Below are 13,625 nucleotides of genomic sequence, written 5' to 3' on the forward strand. Positions count from 1 at the left end.
CACTAGACGCCAGTCGCTACGAAGCATCGGTGTAAACGCGCTTTCTTTTGCCTACTTTTCTTTGCGCGAGCAAAGAAAAGTAGGTGCGGTCCCGCACAGGGACGATCCAGGCAAACCACCGCGAAACCGGGACAACCAAAGCAAACCAGACAACCCAGGCAAAAACCACAGCAATATCAAACCAAACCAACAAGCAAACCAAAACCAAAACCATCACTTTGCAGTATTCTCCCAACGCACGAATAAAAGCACCGGCCGTACCAGACCAGTCAAAAGCAAAAAGCAAAAAGCCAAAAGCAAAAAGAAGAAGCAAAAAGCAAAACCAAAAAACCAAGCCTCGGGGAACACAATGAACAACCGCCTCACCCGCCGTTGCCTCGCGACGGCCATCGCCACGACCCTCACGATCACCGTCCTCGGCCTCGCAGGCTGCGGTGGCGGCAACGGATCCACACCGTCATCCACCGCCGTCACCCCGATCGTCGTCGCACAAACCCTCACCGGTACAGTCGCGACCGGCAACCCGGTCGCCAATGCCACGGTCACCCTCACCGACTCGACCGGCGCCCAGGCGTCCACCACCACCGACGCCAACGGCACTTACTCGTTGTCCGTCAAAGGGATGACCGCGCCGGTCCTGCTGGTCGCTACGCCCGCCGGCAATCAGTCCACGCCGCTGTACGCGATCCTCGGCACGCTCAACGCGTCCACCGCAACCGGCGTCGCCAATATCACCACGCTGACCACCGCGATCGTCGCGATGCTCACGCAATCGGGCAACCCGTCCGACCTGACGTCCGCGACGGCACTCGCGAAGATCACCGCCAAAAGCATCCTCGTCGCCACGCTCACGTTCGATGAGATCCTCGCCGGCCTGCTGACCCAGAATGGTCTCAATCCGACTAACTTCGATCCGACCACGGCCGCCTTCGTCGCGAATCGTACGGGCCTCGATGCGGTCATCGACTCCGTGTCGCTGGTGCAGTCGGCAAGCGGCGGTCTGTCCATCGTGTCGAACGCGGCGCCCGGCACCCTGCTCGCGCTCAATACAAAAACCACCGCGACCACCGAACTCGCCACGCCGACCATCGCCACCACGTATCTCGATGCGCTGCCCGCCCTCCTCAACGCGTGCGCGACGAGCGGTACGCTCGATACGTCATGCTCGCCCGCCATCGACTCCACCTTCGTCGATAACGGTTCGACCAATCTGCTCACGGCGCACGGCCTCAGCGCGACGACCTTCGCGGGCGCATCCTTCAGTTATCCGAAGACCCTCGAATTCCTGACGAGCAACGGCAGGCAACTGGCGCTGATATCGCTGCCGTACACGCTCGCCGACGGCGACACCGGCAACCTCGTCACGATCGCGCAACAACTCGACACGCCGGTCACGCTCGCCAACGGCACGCAACTCGCGTGGGATCTGATCGGCAACCAGTCGTTGTTCGATGCGACGATCGGCTCGCATCTGATTCGCCGCACGTTCCTCGATTCGAATGCCGCCGATATCGACCGCTATGAATCCGGCCTCGAAATCTCGATCCCCACGACGTCGAATCCGTCCGTCTATTCCGTCGAAGTCACGGGCCCTGGGCTCGCTTCGCCGGTCTGGCTGATGCCGCGCGACGCGGTCGGCAACAGCACGCTCGCGCTGTCCACGACGCCGTTGAGCACGGCGCCGGTATCGCCCGCAACGACGTCGAGCAACACCGACCTCTACCGCTGGTCGGGCGTGCGTCTGACCGGCGCGTCATACACGATGCCGTCCACGAGCGGCGTCTACGCGGCCACGTCGATCGACACGACCAGCGTGCCGCTGTATTCAGCCTATCTGGTGACGTTTTTCGACAGCACGGGTACCCGAATCGGTCAGTCCACGCTCATCAATACCGATGCGCCGCTCAGCGCATCGGCGGGTGCATCGGTCGCGTGGCCGACGCTGTTGCCGAGCTTCGAAGCCGATTTCCTGTCGCCGACCGGCGCGCTCACTGCGTCCCAGTACGCGATGAGCGTCACGTGGTCGAGCCTCGTCGATGGGCTGGATGTCGCGTTGCCGGTCAGCTCGGTCCAGATCCAGACCACGCCCGGCACCGCGACCGGTACGACGCAGCAAGTGAACGGCTTCTCGACCGGCACGCCCAACAACACCACGATCGGGCAGTACCAGACCACCGTCTACGCCGGTCTGAACGCGTCGGGTGTGGTGTCGTGCGTGAACTGCCAGTTCGCCGCGCTGACGGCCGGTGCGTCGCGCGCGGTTCAGTTGCGCGCGGTTCGCGACGGTATCGCGTATTACGACATCACGAACTACAACGACTAGCCTCGACGATCACGCGCGCCAAACGCAAAAACGTCCCTCGCACGAACACGCTGCGAGGGACGTTTTTTTCTGGCCAGTCATCGGTATCCGGCATCTGCCGGCCGCGGCCGGTGCGGCTAGACCGCCGCCTCGGCGGCTTGCCAGTGCGCCGTGTCGGTTTTGTCGGTGATGCGTACTTTCGGAAGCAACGGCATATAGCCGCGCAGTTTGATCTCGCTGACGGCAAGCTTTTCGGACGGAAAGCGCTCCTCCGTCAGCTTGATGCCATCCTCGAATTCCAGGGTATATCCATCGATTGGTCCCCACTGGCCCTTGGGCGACGGCTCCACATAGACGTACATACGACACCTCCCACGTTTAAAAAACTTCCGGCAGTCCGCATCAACTCACCATTCATCACAAGCAAGCTCACGGACATCGACCTCTTGTATAAGAGACTACACAGGGAAGCCGGCCTTCACGCGCCGGAAAAAACGCGCGTCGTAAAAATAAAAATGCATATAAATCAATTACCTATGAAATTCGTCCCACATTGAGAAACGCGCTTTTCCAATGTGCGAGATGCGGGTGATGCCATGCACCATGAGATTTCGAAAAATGGGCCGCGGGTTCACGTTGTGAAATTTTTCATGTTTTCGGGGTGTGCCGGGTACGGAAGATTTCGGCGTGTCACATAACACTGGTATAAGCGGAATGAGCCAACCGTGCAGGAGAAGGATGTTGACCATCTCGCGCGCCTCGATTCCTACGAGGCACCCCTTCGAAAACATGTTTGTCGACCTGGGCAGTCACTCGCCCGACAAAGCGCTCGAAGCGCTCACACTCGCAATGCGCGAACAACGGCGCGATATGAACGCGTACGAGTGGCTGTCGCAAGCACTTCCCGGTGCGACGCTCAAACCGGCGCTGGCGTTCGGTTCTATCGGCGAGCTGTATCGTTCGTACACGCGGCCGGCGGAATTCGAGCGGCTGAAGAACATCCGCCGCATGTGAAGCGCAGCTAGCGTCTTCCCGCGTCCGCTTCCGGGCATGGCCGCGCGCCGCCATGCGCCGCCGTGCGCCATCACGAGACCGCCCCGCGCGCCCGACGCGAGCCGGCCAGGTTGGATTTCGTTGTAATTTCAACTATGGTCTATGAGCCGCGTTTTACGCCGGAGCGCTGTCTCCGTGCGTGTTGCGCCGGACAACATTCCGAATGCCGATTCGACGCCACGGGACGCGCGCAGCGCGTCGCCTCGCTGCGCGCCGACCACATCGACGCATTCACCCATCGACCTATCGATCATCAGCGAGGTGAATCCCATGGCCAGAATGAAGGCGGTACAGGTGGAAGCAGCGGGCGGCCCATTGACGCTCGTCGAACGCGACGTGCCGGAACCGGGCGAAGGACAGGTTCGTATCAAGGTTCAGGCGTGTGGAATATGTCACAGCGACTCGTTGACCAAAGAAGGGCTCTGGCCCGGTCTGACCTTTCCCCGGGTGCCCGGCCATGAAATTGCCGGTGTGATCGATGCCGTCGGAACCGGCGTCGAAGGATGGCCGGTCGGACAGCGGGTCGGTGTGGGTTGGCACGGCGGTCATTGCGGCCGGTGTACGCGGTGTCGTCAGGGCGATTTCGTTCTGTGCGAAAAGGCGCAGGTGCCGGGAATCAGTTACGACGGCGGTTATGCGGAGTTCGTGGTGGCGCCGGTGGAAGCGCTCGCCAGCATCCCGGACGACCTGTCCGACGCCGACGCCGCACCGTTGCTCTGCGCGGGCATTACGACCTACAACGCGTTGCGCAACAGCGGTGCGCGGGCCGGCGACGTGGTTGCCGTGCTGGGGATCGGCGGGTTGGGACATCTGGGCGTGCAGTTCGCGCGCAAGATGGGTTTCAACACCGTGGCGATCGCCCGTGGACAGGACAAGGCGCCGCTCGCGAAACAGCTCGGCGCGCATCACTACATCGACAGCACCACGCAAAGCATCCCCGACGAGCTGACCCGGCTCGGCGGCGCCAAGGTCATTCTCGCGACGGTCACGAGCGGCAAGGCGATGAGCGCGGCGGTAGGCGGGCTTGGCTTGAACGGCAAGCTGATCATGGTCGGCATTTCGGAGGAACCCGTCGAAATTCCGGTTGCCCAGTTCATCATGGGACGCCACTCGATTCAGGGATGGCCGTCGGGCACCTCCGCCGATTCGCAGGACACGCTCGCGTTCAGCGCGCTGTCCGGCGTCAAACCGATGATCGAGGAATTCCCGCTCGCGCGCGCCGCCGAAGCGTATGACCGGATGATGAGCGGCGCCGCCCGGTTCAGAGTCGTACTGAAGGTTGCATGACGCCCGGCACGGCGAACCGGGGCAGCCTGCTACGATGACCCTCGGGCCATCCGGCACGACGCTGGACGCATGAACCCTCCATGAACTATCCGTGAGCCGGATTGCCTGACATTGAATCTGGCGGAACTCCGGAATACCCGGATGGATCATGCGTCGAAAGCCGCCTGGCGGCCGCCGTTCAACCGAGGCAATACCTTTAAGGAGTGCGGGTGCATCTGAGACGTTATCTGGCATTGCTGCTGACGATCGCAGCGTTGGGTTCGACCCAGGCATGGGCGAGCGATATTCAATGCGCAAGCACGCGACAACCGGCCGAGCGCGTGATCTGCGACCACGCGATCCTGAGCAACGAGTACGACGATATTTTCGCGCAGCAACAGGCGCTTCTGAGCGCGGGAAAACTCTCGTCGCCGCAAGTCGCGCAGTGGCGGCAATCGCGTAACGCCTGCACCGACGTCCACTGCATCGACGTCGTATTCGCGCAGTGGAAAGCGATGACCCGCTCCGCCAGCAGTCTCGCGAGCGTGCCACCGGTGATGGCGTCGTCCACCGAATTCGCGCCGGTCGGTCCCACGTCCGATGCCATATCCACGGCCGCCGCCAGCGCCACCGACGCCGTGAGTGCCGCCGTCGCATCGGCGACATCGGGAGCGTCGCTGGTTCGTCAGGGCAGCGCGGCCGGCGTCGCGCTACCCCAGCCGGTCGCATCGGCGGCATCGTCGCCTGCGGGCGTGTCCGATGCGGCATCGGGTCCACGCGGCACGTCCGGCATCGGCGCGCTGGGCCTCGTCGGTTTGCTCGCGCTGGTGGCGCTGCTCGCGATCGGGTTGATCGTATTCGTCAAACGGCGCAGATAAAGAAACGCCCCTAAAAAAGGGGCGTTTTTCGTTGACCGGCGATGCAGTCAGCTTGGGTCGGCGTGCGCGAGCAGACTTTCGATGCTGGCAATCAGCACGTCCAGCGCGACCGGTTTTCGCAGTAGCGTGGCATCCGGTTCGAGCTGGCAGCGCAACGCGTCGAGATCGCTGTGACCGGTCACGAAGATGATCGGCAGACCGGGGCGGAGTTCGTGCAACACGCGCGCGAGCCCCGGGCCGCCGAGTCCGGGCATTGCGCAATCGGTGATGACGAGGCGCGGAGCCGAGTGTTCGAACGCGTACACGGCCGCGAAACCCGACGCGACCGCGTTCACGCGATACCCCACCGCCGACAGCAACGCCTGCCACGTGTCGCGCACATCGGCGTCGTCGTCGACCAGCAAAATCTCGGTCCCCGCCGATACCGCCCGCGATTCCTGTCCGGGCGCGTGAACCGGAAGGTTTCCCGCCTGACCCGACAACGCCTTCAGATACAGCGACACGCACGTCCCGACACCGAGCGCGGTCTCGACCCGCGCCGCGCCGCCGAGTTCGCGCGCAAATCCCATCACCTGCGACAAGCCGAGGCCCGTGCCTTTGCCGTTGTCCTTGGTCGTGAAAAACGGCTCGAACGCACGCTGCGCGACGTCGGACGTCATGCCCGGTCCGTTGTCGCTGACTTGCAGCACGAAGTAATTGCCGTCGGGCAATTCGCCATCGTCGACGACTGCCGCACGGCTCGTCGAAATCCGGATGCGCCCGACGTTGTGCATCGCATCGCGTGCATTGACGACCATGTTCATCACGGCCGCTTCGAGTTGCGTGCCGTTGCACGACACTTTCACATCGTCGTCCTTCAGGTCGAACTCCAGTTCGACTTCGGGTCCGAGTACGCGCGGCAACAGTTCCTTCATCTGACCGAGCCACGCGCACACCGGCAACGGCTCCGCCTTGAGGCTTTCGCCACGCGAGAACGCCAGCAGTTGCGCGACCAGACTTGCGCCGCGCCGCACGACCTGAAGCCCGTTCGACGACCATCGTTGGACGTCGTCGACGCTGGCGGTCCAGCGGTTGATCAGTTCCAGCGATGTGCTCAACGCCTGCAGCAGATTGTTGAAGTCATGCGCGACGCCGCTGGTCAACTGACCGACCGTCGCCACGCGCTGATTCTGTCGCAGAGCGGCATGTTCGCCGCTGTCGTCCGCGAGCGCCTGGATGATTTTCTTGCTCAGCTCGCGTGTCTGCCGCTCTTTGAGCGAACCGAGTTCGCGCAGTTCGAGCAGCGCGCCGGTCTGACGCGCGAGCGCTTCGAGCGCGTTGCGCTGCGATGCGTCGAGCGTGCGCGGCACCGTATCGATCACGCACACCGTACCGAGCGCGAAGCCCGCCGGCGTGAGAATCGGCGCGCCGGCATAGAAGCGGATATGCGGCGCTCCGAGCACCAGCGGATTGGCGCTGAAACGGGAATCTCGCGTCGCGTCTTCGACGATCAGCAGTTCGTCCGGCGCGAGGATTGCGTGCGCGCAGAACGCCTGGTCGCGATGCGTCTCGCGCACGTCGAGGCCGATACACGCCTTGAACCACTGACGTTCCGCGTCGATCAGCGACACCAGCCCGATCGGCGTCTCGCAGATCGACGTCGCCAGTGTCACGATGTCGTCGAACACGGTTTCCGGCAACGTATCGAGGATTTCGAGCCGCGACAGCGCGTCGAGCCGCGCGGATTCGTTCGGTGGAAACGGAGCGGGTCTATGCAACATAGGGCGCAGGTTTCAAGGTGAAAGCGACCGGCCGGTTGCCGGTAAGTTAAAAGGCGCCTCGGTCGGCCGAGGTTTTCTACACCCAATGAAGTGTACAACGCGCCTCCGCTCAGGCGTGGCGCACCGCCGCGATCTGGGACACGACGCGCTTTCCCTTTTGCGTCAGTCGGTTAGCGCGAATCCCGGCGAGTTGTTCACAGGCTTGGTCACAAAAACGGTGGATAACTTTGCGGGGAGGGGCTCCACGCTCACCCTCCATTTTTTTATCAAAACAAGGGCCACAGCGTATCATCGCGGCTGTGCGTTCCCGCCATGCCACGGTCGTGTTTCCCACTGCAAACCTATGTTCAGTCCAGTCGCGCTTTACATCGTGGGGATCCTGTCGGGCGCGATCAGCATGGTCGTATTCGGCTCGCTGCTGAGCTCCGGTATTCCCGGCCTGAGCCGCTGGATCGCCGCAAACGCGGCGATCGTCGCCGCGCTGGTGTTTCTCGCGATGGACGGCGACGCGCCGACGCGCCTGTCGGTGGTGGCGGCGAGCGGTTTGATCGCGGCGGCATCGCTGGCGGTGCTGCACGGCAGTCGGCTGTTCTTCGGGCTGCGCGCATCGCGTGCTTATGAGTCGGTGGCATTCGTGGCGCTGCTCGTCGGCCTCGTCTACTGGACCTACGTCGCGCCCAACGTCGATGCCCGCGTGCTGCTGATGTCCGGCTTTATCATCTACGTCCGGCTGCTGGTCGCATGGACCGTCATCACGATGCGTCCGCCCAACCGTCCGGCTTACAGCTATCAGTTCGTCGCGTCGCTCGCCGTGCTCGGCGGGCTGGTCCATCTGGCGCGTGCCGTGTCGATCCTGTCCGGCTGGGAACATCACACGCAATTCCTTCAGCCCACGCCGATGAACGTCGCGTTTCTCGCGCTCGGCGTGCTGACGCTGCCCTGTCTTTCGATCGGCGCGATCATGCTCGCGTACGACCGGATGGCCGAAAGAATGGAGCGGCTCGCCACCATCGACGAACTGACCGGCGCGTTGATGCGACGGGAATTCGTCGCGCGGGCCGACGCGAACCTTGCGCGAGCGAAGCGCGCCAAACCCGACGGCGCGGACGCCACGAGAATCGCGATCGCGATTCTCGATATCGATAACTTCAAAGCGATCAACGATAATTTCGGCCATGCGGCCGGCGATCGCGCGTTGTCGCATTTCGCATCCATCGTCGCGGGTGGCATCCGTCGCGGCGACCTGTTCGGGCGTCTCGGCGGCGAAGAATTCGCGGTGCTGCTACCGTCGACGTCGAAGGCGGACGCTGTCGGATTGATCGACCGTTTGCGCGCGCAGATCGCCGCGTCCACGCTGGCTATTCCCGGCGGCGCCGTCTGCTGCACGTTCAGCGCGGGCGTCGATGAACTGCAACCGGGCGACGGGCTCGCCAGCCTGATGGCGCGCGCCGACGCCGCGCTGTACTCGGCGAAGGCGATGGGCCGCAACCGCGTGGTCGCCGCGCTGTCCAATGGCGATCAACCCGCCGATCCGATCAACCGCACGCGAGAACCGAACTGATTTCCGCGTAGTCCGCACACTGCTGCACGCTGCCGCCGACAGCCGCGCACGCCACCGCCGAGCGTCACGATGACCCTTCCCGCCTTCTCACTGCGCGCCGCCACCGAAGCCGATCACGCGTTTCTGCTCGATCTGCGCAAAATCACGATGACCGCGTATCTCGCGGAAGCCGGCGAGCCGATGGACGACGCGCAGCATTGGGCGCGCCTGCTCGATCACTACGAAGCGGCGCAGGTGATTTGCGTCGAAGGGGAATCCGCGGGCTTGCTGAAGGCCTATATCAAACACAAGTCCGACGACCCGGAATTCGCCGATGCCGCGTCGGTGCCGGCGGTGTCGTGGTATGTGTCGCAATTGCAGATCGCGCCGGCGTTTCAGCGTCGCGGGCTCGGCGAACGCGCGTTGCGCACCGTCCTGCAAGCGGCGCAGGCGGATGGCTTGCCGGTCATGCTGTCGGTGCTGCACAACAATCCTGCCAAACGGTTATACGACCGGCTCGGCTTTACCGTGATCGAACGCACCGAACGGAGCTACCGGATGATCCTGAATACACCCTCGACCGACACGCCGCGCGTGGTGGAAAGCTGGCACGCGCACATCTATTTCGATGCGTCGAGCCGTGACGCCGCATGGGCGCTGCGCGAGCGCATCGATGCGCATTTCGGCGACACGTTGGTGCTCGGTCGCTTTCACGAGCGGCCGGTCGGACCGCATCCGATGTGGTCGTATCAACTCGCGTTCGGGCGCGAGCAGTTCGCGGGCATCGTCGAATGGTTGACGCTGAATCACGGCGCGCTCGACGTCTTTCTCCATCCGAATACCGGTGACGCGCTGAGCGACCATCGCGACGCCGCCGTGTGGATCGGCCGCTCGCATACGCTGCGGCTTGCCGCGCTCGGCGGCTGAACGCTTACATATTCGTGTACGACGCGCACCAGCCGTGCGCGGCGACCTGCTTGTCGCCGAACAGCATGCAGCCGCCCCATGCATCGCTGTCCTTGCCCTGAAACAGCGAGCAGTTATTGCAGGCCTGACCGGCGGCGTAGTTCGGAAACTTCGCTTTGTCGGCGTGCGTGGCGTCGGCCTTGTAGCCCAGCTCGACGGCTTTGGGATCGGTTTCGGACAGATGCGCGCTGTCGGCGAACGCGCGGCCGGACAACGCCAGCGACGAGCCGACGCCTACGCTGAACAGCAAAAAACCGCGACGTGATGTTTTCATGGCGAACAATCTAAAGTGGGGTTGAGTGTTTTTGATGGCTTGAGCCTGTGCGCTCATACTGCATCAAAACCCCCACACCGTGCGTCCGGACGCGCAGCCCGCCCCAACGCAGATCACGCGCCTCGCTGCGCCGCAACACGGCGCGCAGCCGCGCGTCGATCGCGCCGCCCTTCAGGAATCGGCCGTTCGCGCCGTTAATCCTGACAGGTTCGACAGCCCGGCCGCCCTGTCCGGATTTTCCAGTTCAACACGACGCACCGACCGTTGCTCCGGCGTTCAACGCGCATCACCGCTATGGGATTCATCGATTCGCTGTTTCGCCGCAAGCCTTCGCCCGACGCGTTCGCCGCGCTGTTTATCGCGGCCGCGAAACGCGATGGTTTCGTCGAGCCGCTGCATTACAACCGCGCCGAATTCCGTCTCGAACACAGCCACAATGCCGTGTTCAATCTGCATCACGCGTATCGCGCGTATTGCGAGAATCAGCGCAACGAACGTGATCTCGCGTTGCGCGGTTTCGTCGCGACGCTGAGTGCGTGTCGCGTGACGGCGCCCGACTCGCTCGCCGACGCGCGCGCGATGCTGCGCCCGCTGGTGCGCGCACGCACGGTGATCGAAGACGTGCGGCTGCATCAGTGGCGCACGTCCGGGCGCGACGCCGCGTTCGATCCGGCATGGCGCGCGTTCGGCGACGATTGCGCGGTACTGCTCGCGCTCGATTACCCGGAATCGACTTCGACGCTGGTGAGCGGTCCGCTCGCGTCGTGGCAACTCACGCTGGAACAGGCGCTCGCGATTGCGTGCGACAACCTGCGCGACATCACCGCCGACGCATTCGTCGAGGTCGCGCGCGGGGTCTTTCGCGGCGACTGGCACGACGGTTACGATGCCAGCCGCGTGTTGCTGCCCGATCTGCTGCATCGCGCGCCGGTACACGGCCGTCCGGTGTTCATGATCCCGACACGCGACACCTTGCTCGTCACCGGCGACAAGCACGACGACGGCCTCGCGTCGATGATCGAACTGAGTCTTCAGGCGTCGCTGACCGGTCGTCACGTGTCGCCGTTGATGTATTGCTACGACGACGGCCTGAGACGCTTCACGCCGCCGCACGACGACGTCGCGCAACGCGTCGGCCATCTCGAACGACGTTATCGCAAAGACGAATACGACGCGCAGAAGGCCGCGCTCGACCGCCTGCATCAGCAGGAACGGCGCGACCTGTTCGTCGCGAACTATCTGCTCTACGACAAGGCCGTCGAATCCGGAGCCGCCGACGCACGTGCGGGGTCGGTGTCGGTCGCGACGTGGACGGCGGGCGTCGAGACCTTGCTGCCGAAGACAGACCGCGTGGTGCTGGCGCGGCTCGACACGCAGCAGACGCGCATCGTGCCGTGGGACCGGTTGATGCAAACATCCGCGGATCTGCTCGACGACACGTCGATGTATCCGGTGCGCTATCGCACGCGCGGATTTCCCGATGACACACTGTTCGACTCGTTCGCGCCATTCGAATCGATCGAAGGCGACTGAGCCTCGCTGACAGAATGCCGACACGGCACGCGTTGGGAATTGCGGCTATCCTGATCGGCTTGAACCTCTCGCCTGTCAGTTATCGCAGCGCGTTCACCCAGCGGAGTCGATCATGGAATACCGCGCATTCGGCCGCACCGGCCTGACTGTTTCCCGTCTCTGTCTTGGCACGATGACCTTCGGTTTGCAAACCGAAGAACGCGTGTCGCACGGCATTCTCGACACGGCCGCCGACGCCGGCGTGAACTTCATCGACACCGCCGACGTCTATCCGCTCGGCGGCGGCATCGAACTGGCGGGACGTACCGAAGAGATCGTCGGACGCTGGCTCAAGGGCAAGCGCGCCCGGTATATCGTCGCGACCAAGGCGGTCGGCCAGGTGGGGCCGTCGGCGTGGGATCAGGGCGCGTCGCGCAAGCATCTGCTCGATGCGATCGACGCGTCGCTGAAGCGCCTCGACACCGATTACGTCGATCTCTATCAACTCCATTCGGACGACCGCAACACGCCGCTCGACGAAACCCTCGAAGCGCTCGATACCATCGTGCGGTCGGGCCGCGCGCGGTATATCGGCGTGTCGAACTTTCTCGCGTATCGGCTCGCCCGCGCATTGGGTCGCGCGGACGTGCTGCGCACCGCGCGGTTCGTGTCGGTCCAGCCGCGCTACAACCTGCTGTTCCGGCAAATCGAGCGTGAACTGCTGCCGCTCGCCGACGAAGAAGGTCTCGCGGTCATGCCGTACAACCCGCTCGCGGGCGGTCTGCTGACCGGCAAACATCGTCACGACACCGCGCCCGCCGAGGGCCGCTTTACGGCATCGGTCGGCAAGGCGGGCGCGATGTATCAGGCGCGCTACTGGCACCAGCGCGAGTTCGATACCATCGAAAAGCTGCGCGGTATCGCCGCGCAAAGCGGCCACTCGTTGACGCAAACCGCGTTGGCGTGGGTGCTCGCGAATCCGTCGATCTCATCGGCGATCATCGGTGCGAGCAAACCGGAACAATTGAGCGACACGCTGGCCGCCGTCGATCTGACACTCGGTGACGAACTGAAAGCGGTACTCGACGATGCGACCGTCGAGTACCGCTGGGGCGACGCCGCTCGCTGACGGAATCGCCGACGCCTGCGCCGCGCGTCAGACGAACTTGCCGATGCACTGATTCGCTTCGGGCAACTGCCGCGATTCACGCAACGAGCGCGGATGCCACAGCTTCGCGCCGCCTTCGATGCCCGCGTCGTTCGATACGATCGCGACGTTCGGCGGTAGATCGATTGTCAGACGCGCGGCATTGCCGCCGCCGATCCACAGCTTGTCGTAATTCACCAGCGACGCGAGGATGCCGATGATCTTCCCGACCCGCCGGTTCCACTTCTTGTTGCCCGCTTTCTCGCGCGCGGCGTCGCCGATATATTCGTCGTAAGCGCGGTCCTTGCTGACCGGATGGTGCGCCAGCTCCAGATGCGGCATCAGTTCGCCATCGCGGAACATCGCCGTGCCCGCGCCCGTTCCGAGCGTCAGCACGAACTCCAGCCCGTGTCCTTCGATCGCGGCAAAGCCCTGCATTTCGGCATCGTTGATCATGCGGACCGGCAGACCGCCGAGTCTTTTCGCCAGCGAAGCCGCAAGCGGAATGCCGTGCCAGCCTTCGTCGCCGAAATGCGGCGCGGTCAGAATCAGGTTATCGCGCACGACGCCCGGAAAGCCGATCGAGATACAGCCCGGCCGTTCCGACATCAGCGGCTCGACCAGTTGTGCAAGCGCATCGACCAGTTGATCCGGCGTGCACGGATGCGGCGTCGCGACTCGCACACGCTCGGTTTTCATCGCGCCGTTGCCGTCGATGACGGCCGCCTTCAGTCCCGTCCCGCCGACATCGATCGCGAGAATCCGCTCGGCGCTTGCGGCGGTTGCGCCCCTGGCCGCGCGCGGCGCGGTTCTCCTTGCCGCCTTCGTTGCGACAGTCTTCGCGGCTTTGGCTGGCACCGCATCCGGCGTTACCGTGGCCGCCGGTTCGATCGCGTGGGTGGCCTTATCGCTCGCTTTCCTGGTCAT

13 protein-coding genes and 1 pseudogene are annotated in these 13,625 nt (G+C 63.8%); 9 read left to right on the plus strand and 5 right to left on the minus strand.

Translation table 11 applies throughout. The features are described from left to right. Window positions 1-16: 16 nt before the first annotated feature. Window positions 17-313, minus strand: a complete 297-nt coding sequence (locus PW947_RS06825; protein ID WP_299630324.1) for a hypothetical protein — start codon at window positions 311-313, stop codon at window positions 17-19. A gap of 36 nt (window positions 314-349) precedes the next feature. Here PW947_RS06825 and PW947_RS06830 point away from each other — a divergent pair, with 36 nt between their 5' ends. Continuing rightward, complete coding sequence (locus PW947_RS06830; protein ID WP_299630325.1) at window positions 350-2,323, plus strand: carboxypeptidase-like regulatory domain-containing protein; 1,974 nt, start codon at window positions 350-352, stop codon at window positions 2,321-2,323. Between the two features lie 116 nt (window positions 2,324-2,439). Here the strand turns inward: PW947_RS06830 and PW947_RS06835 are convergent, their stop codons facing one another. Continuing rightward, window positions 2,440-2,664 (minus strand): hypothetical protein, encoded by a 225-nt coding sequence (locus PW947_RS06835; protein ID WP_299630327.1) that lies wholly within the window; start codon window positions 2,662-2,664, stop codon window positions 2,440-2,442. 427 nt (window positions 2,665-3,091) lie between these two features. On the opposite strand from PW947_RS06835, the gene PW947_RS06840 reads away from it, so the two are divergent. The 3 genes from PW947_RS06840 (at window position 3,092) to PW947_RS06850 (ending at window position 5,499) form a co-directional block, all read left to right on the plus strand. Beyond that, window positions 3,092-3,316, plus strand: coding sequence for a hypothetical protein (locus tag PW947_RS06840; RefSeq protein ID WP_299630329.1), 225 nt, complete (start codon window positions 3,092-3,094; stop codon window positions 3,314-3,316). A gap of 309 nt (window positions 3,317-3,625) precedes the next feature. Then, the gene (locus PW947_RS06845; protein WP_299630330.1) at window positions 3,626-4,642 is read left to right on the plus strand and encodes an alcohol dehydrogenase; all 1,017 of its coding nucleotides are present in this window, start codon (window positions 3,626-3,628) and stop codon (window positions 4,640-4,642) included. 209 nt (window positions 4,643-4,851) lie between these two features. After that, window positions 4,852-5,499: a hypothetical protein gene (locus tag PW947_RS06850; protein WP_299630332.1), complete on the plus strand. Its 648-nt coding sequence runs from the start codon at window positions 4,852-4,854 to the stop codon at window positions 5,497-5,499. Between the two features lie 47 nt (window positions 5,500-5,546). On the opposite strand, the gene PW947_RS06855 is transcribed toward PW947_RS06850, so the two are convergent. Beyond that, on the minus strand, window positions 5,547-7,259 hold the full coding sequence (locus PW947_RS06855; RefSeq protein WP_299630334.1) for an ATP-binding protein: 1,713 nt from the start codon (window positions 7,257-7,259) through the stop codon (window positions 5,547-5,549). A gap of 343 nt (window positions 7,260-7,602) precedes the next feature. Between PW947_RS06855 and PW947_RS06860 the strand changes: the two genes are divergently transcribed. From PW947_RS06860 to PW947_RS06870, 3 genes and pseudogenes are all read left to right on the plus strand, one after another. Further along, complete coding sequence (locus tag PW947_RS06860) at window positions 7,603-8,820, plus strand: GGDEF domain-containing protein (RefSeq protein WP_299630335.1); 1,218 nt, start codon at window positions 7,603-7,605, stop codon at window positions 8,818-8,820. A 69-nt stretch (window positions 8,821-8,889) separates the two neighbouring features. Then, a pseudogene (locus PW947_RS06865) lies at window positions 8,890-9,336 on the plus strand (GNAT family N-acetyltransferase); the annotation flags it as partial. 21 nt (window positions 9,337-9,357) lie between these two features. Further along, window positions 9,358-9,726 carry a DOPA 4,5-dioxygenase family protein gene (locus PW947_RS06870; RefSeq protein WP_299630618.1) on the plus strand — a complete coding sequence of 123 codons (369 nt, stop codon included), beginning with the start codon at window positions 9,358-9,360 and terminating at the stop codon, window positions 9,724-9,726. A 4-nt stretch (window positions 9,727-9,730) separates the two neighbouring features. Here the strand turns inward: PW947_RS06870 and PW947_RS06875 are convergent, their stop codons facing one another. After that, on the minus strand, window positions 9,731-10,039 hold the full coding sequence (locus tag PW947_RS06875) for a high-potential iron-sulfur protein (protein WP_299630338.1): 309 nt from the start codon (window positions 10,037-10,039) through the stop codon (window positions 9,731-9,733). Window positions 10,040-10,333: 294 nt separating this feature from the next. Here PW947_RS06875 and PW947_RS06880 point away from each other — a divergent pair, with 294 nt between their 5' ends. Both PW947_RS06880 and PW947_RS06885 read left to right on the plus strand, forming a co-directional pair. Beyond that, the gene (locus PW947_RS06880) at window positions 10,334-11,572 is read left to right on the plus strand and encodes a hypothetical protein (RefSeq protein ID WP_299630339.1); all 1,239 of its coding nucleotides are present in this window, start codon (window positions 10,334-10,336) and stop codon (window positions 11,570-11,572) included. A gap of 112 nt (window positions 11,573-11,684) precedes the next feature. Then, window positions 11,685-12,680, plus strand: a complete 996-nt coding sequence (locus PW947_RS06885; protein WP_299630340.1) for an aldo/keto reductase — start codon at window positions 11,685-11,687, stop codon at window positions 12,678-12,680. 27 nt (window positions 12,681-12,707) lie between these two features. On the opposite strand, the gene PW947_RS06890 is transcribed toward PW947_RS06885, so the two are convergent. Next, window positions 12,708-13,625 (minus strand): ROK family protein, encoded by a 918-nt coding sequence (locus tag PW947_RS06890; RefSeq protein ID WP_299630342.1) that lies wholly within the window; start codon window positions 13,623-13,625, stop codon window positions 12,708-12,710.

It is taken from the genome of Paraburkholderia sp. (genome assembly GCF_028283785.1).
Taxonomy (GTDB): domain Bacteria; phylum Pseudomonadota; class Gammaproteobacteria; order Burkholderiales; family Burkholderiaceae; genus Paraburkholderia.

Coding starts and splice junctions, on each gene's coding strand:
- PW947_RS06830 (WP_299630325.1), top strand. CDS start 350: ATGAACAACCGCCTCACCCGCCGTTGCCTCGCGACGGCCATCGCCACG.
- PW947_RS06835 (WP_299630327.1), bottom strand. CDS start 2,664: ATGTACGTCTATGTGGAGCCGTCGCCCAAGGGCCAGTGGGGACCAATC.
- PW947_RS06840 (WP_299630329.1), top strand. CDS start 3,092: ATGTTTGTCGACCTGGGCAGTCACTCGCCCGACAAAGCGCTCGAAGCG.
- PW947_RS06845 (WP_299630330.1), top strand. CDS start 3,626: ATGGCCAGAATGAAGGCGGTACAGGTGGAAGCAGCGGGCGGCCCATTG.
- PW947_RS06855 (WP_299630334.1), bottom strand. CDS start 7,259: ATGTTGCATAGACCCGCTCCGTTTCCACCGAACGAATCCGCGCGGCTC.
- PW947_RS06860 (WP_299630335.1), top strand. CDS start 7,603: ATGTTCAGTCCAGTCGCGCTTTACATCGTGGGGATCCTGTCGGGCGCG.
- PW947_RS06870 (WP_299630618.1), top strand. CDS start 9,358: ATGATCCTGAATACACCCTCGACCGACACGCCGCGCGTGGTGGAAAGC.
- PW947_RS06875 (WP_299630338.1), bottom strand. CDS start 10,039: ATGAAAACATCACGTCGCGGTTTTTTGCTGTTCAGCGTAGGCGTCGGC.
- PW947_RS06880 (WP_299630339.1), top strand. CDS start 10,334: ATGGGATTCATCGATTCGCTGTTTCGCCGCAAGCCTTCGCCCGACGCG.
- PW947_RS06885 (WP_299630340.1), top strand. CDS start 11,685: ATGGAATACCGCGCATTCGGCCGCACCGGCCTGACTGTTTCCCGTCTC.
- PW947_RS06890 (WP_299630342.1), bottom strand. CDS start 13,625: ATGACCAGGAAAGCGAGCGATAAGGCCACCCACGCGATCGAACCGGCG.